Annotated in this window: 3 protein-coding genes; 2 read left to right on the top strand and 1 reads right to left on the bottom strand. The window is 58.7% G+C overall.

The window, feature by feature from the left end:
- On the bottom strand, window positions 1-1,446 hold a 1,446-nt coding region (locus tag ACXJ7R_RS29410), incomplete at its 3' end, for an FdhF/YdeP family oxidoreductase (RefSeq protein WP_457154894.1).
- Window positions 1,447-1,867: 421 nt separating this feature from the next.
- Between ACXJ7R_RS29410 and ACXJ7R_RS29405 the strand changes: the two genes are divergently transcribed.
- Both ACXJ7R_RS29405 and ACXJ7R_RS29400 read left to right on the top strand, forming a co-directional pair.
- The gene (locus ACXJ7R_RS29405; RefSeq protein WP_457154893.1) at window positions 1,868-2,176 is read left to right on the top strand and encodes a hypothetical protein; all 309 of its coding nucleotides are present in this window, start codon (window positions 1,868-1,870) and stop codon (window positions 2,174-2,176) included.
- A 13-nt stretch (window positions 2,177-2,189) separates the two neighbouring features.
- Window positions 2,190-2,657 (top strand): DUF6894 family protein, encoded by a 468-nt coding sequence (locus ACXJ7R_RS29400; protein WP_457154892.1) that lies wholly within the window; start codon window positions 2,190-2,192, stop codon window positions 2,655-2,657.
- Window positions 2,658-2,711 lie beyond the last annotated feature (54 nt).

Raw genomic sequence — 2,711 nt, 5'->3', positions numbered from 1 at the left:
CAGCGTTTCCACCGTCGAGCGACCGGTCCATTGCGGCGGCTCAAAGCCATAGAGCTCGGAAAGTTTGTCGAGGGGCGCCAGGCCTGGCTTCTCCGTAATCCCGACGGTGCGCTGGCCCTGCACGTTGGAGTGACCGCGAACCGCGCAAATATTCGCCCCTGGCTTGCCGATGTTGCCGCGCAGCAGCGCGAGGTTGCAGACCATGTGAACGTTCTCGACGCCCATGAGCTGTTGTGTCAGGCCCATGCCGTAAACCATCATGACTGCGTTTGAGTTGGCGTAGGTGGCGGCGGCCTTCTTCATTTCGGCGCGTGTCAGCCCCGACACACGCTCAAGCTCGTCCCATTGCCGGGCGCGCGCAGCTGCTGCGAATTCCTCGAAGCCGGTCGTGTGTTCCTTGATGAAATCGTGATCGAGAACGTGCTTCTTGGCAGCGGATGCCATCGATGCCGCAAAGGCAATCATGGCTGCATTGTTCGGATCTTTTGGCGTCGCATCGCGTCCGGCCACAGGGTTTTGACCGGAGGCTTTCAGGGCGTCGTCTGCTTCGATGAGCGACTTGCAGACGCCGAACAACGCTGCGATATCGCCGCCATTGTTGACTTGATAATAGTCCGACGAAATCGGTGTCTCTTTCCCGGTCAGCATCTGGACGGGTGATTGCGGGTTGACGAAGCGCTCCAGGCCGCGCTCCCGCAGAAGGTTGAAAGTAACAATCTTCACGCCTCGGTTGACTGCGTCTTGCAGATCATGAAGCAGGCGTGGCGACGATGTCCCGACATTCTGGGCAATATAGAATATACAGTCCGTGTTCTCGAAATCGGACAAAATGGCGGTGCCGATTGATGCGCCGATGCTATCGGGAAGCGCAACGGAGGAGCTTTCATGGCACATGTTCGAGCTGTCGGGCATGTTGTTGGAGCCGTACATCCGCGCCAATAGCTGGTACATGTAGCTCGCCTCGAGTGACGCCCGCCCGGATGTGTAAAGATCGGTCTGATGCGGGTCCAGAGCGCGCAACTCCCTGCCGATCTCTTCGAATGCTGCGGGCCATTCGACCGGCACATATTTGTCGCTGGCAGCGTCCCAGCGCATGGGGTGCGTCAGCCGACCCTCCTCTTCGAGATCGTGATCCGACCATCGCTCGAGTTCGCTCAGCGTGTGCTTGTCGAAGAACGCCGGGCCTGCACGTCGCGACGTGGTTTCCCAGGCTGTCGCCTTGGCGCCATTCTCGCAGAATTCCAGCGGATGCGGCTGCGCCGGCTTTGCCCAGGCGCAACTCACGCACATATATCCTTCGGGCTTGTTCTGGGTCGAAAGCACCCGGCTCCCTTTCAAGGGAACATGTTCTTTTAGGAGAACACCAGCCACGGATTTTGCTGAGCCCCACCCACCGGCGGGCCCTTTATACGGCTTGATAGTGGCTGTTCTCGTTTTCGACGTCATTTCCTGCCTCGTTTGCCACAGCGAGTTTTCCGTCGGTCTCGCTCTCATTTGCGGTGGACGTCCAAGCAACGCCACCTGGCCCGCGACCTCTTTCCCTTCGCCGGCCACGGGATAACTTGCTGGCTGCGACATGCTCGACAATGCGAAAGGCAGGCCAAATAAGCGTTTCCCGGCAATATGAAACTTGGGATCTGCCTGACGGTTCCACGAATGGACTGACTTCGTTTTCCTCAACTTTTGCCACCGATTCCTGACGTCAGAGAAGCGTGGCGTCGGCCGCTTCGGGATTGCATGGCGGCTCGGGAACCTCGTCTCGTGTGGAAAGTTGTCCACCGTCCCCGAAGGAGATTCCCCATGGCGCGTCCAGCTAGCAGACCCGTTGTCCCGCCGACCATCGGACGTATGTGATGGAGAAAAATCGATGAACGTCGCGAACCTACAGCTGGAGGGGCTGCTGATGGCGGTCGCAGCGGTCAACAACGCATTGGTTCGCAAGGGACTCCTCTCCATCGATGATATCGATAGGGCCTTGAAAACCGCGGAAGCCGCGTTCACCGGCGACGAGCGCCTGTTCGAGGACATGTCACCGGCAAACCGCGATGCCGTCTGCTTCCCTTTGCGACTTCTGCAACTCGCGAACACGAACCAGTTCGAGGCCGGCGTGCCGCCGTTTTCAGAGTTGGCCAAGCAGGTCGGTCTTACCAAACAGCCTTACAACGACCAGATGTGAAGGGAGCATAGGTATGGAGGTTCTGGAAATCGTCGTTGCCAACAACGTTGTGGAATTCCGCGGCGAGGGTGGTGACAACATACTCGTTACCGTCGCGCAACCGGCGGTCTTATCCCCTGAAGAGCTGATCGAAAAATCCAAGATCATGCTTTTGCATGCCGCCAAAGTTGGTGTCGACGAAGAGAATTCTGGCGAACAGCGGATAGCCGATGCGGGGGACGAGTATCGGCTTGAGTATCAAGACAATGGGGAGATCCGTGACGTGGGTGGCTTGGTCTTTCCCGATCTGGACGCGGTGCGCGACGAATGCAGGCGCTCGGCGGAGGATTTGTGGAAAGACGCCCTGTCTCGGGGTGAAGCACCGGTGGGCTGGGCCGTCAGGGCGCGTGACCGTCGCGGTGACATCGTCGCCTCAGTCGATTTTTCCGACTTGCAACGCGCCSCCGCCGAGCTGGATCAACGACCTCAGTCCGAAATTTGAGCCCGTAATTCTCAAGCGTTTCAAAGGAGAGCACTATGCCGCGTAAGCCAGCAG

This window comes from Mesorhizobium sp. P5_C1 (genome assembly GCF_054049815.1).
The sequence above is the reverse complement of the archived record's forward strand: the minus strand, read 5'-3'. Positions and strand labels throughout refer to the sequence as shown.

Coding starts and splice junctions, on each gene's coding strand:
- ACXJ7R_RS29405 (WP_457154893.1), top strand. CDS start 1,868: ATGAACGTCGCGAACCTACAGCTGGAGGGGCTGCTGATGGCGGTCGCA.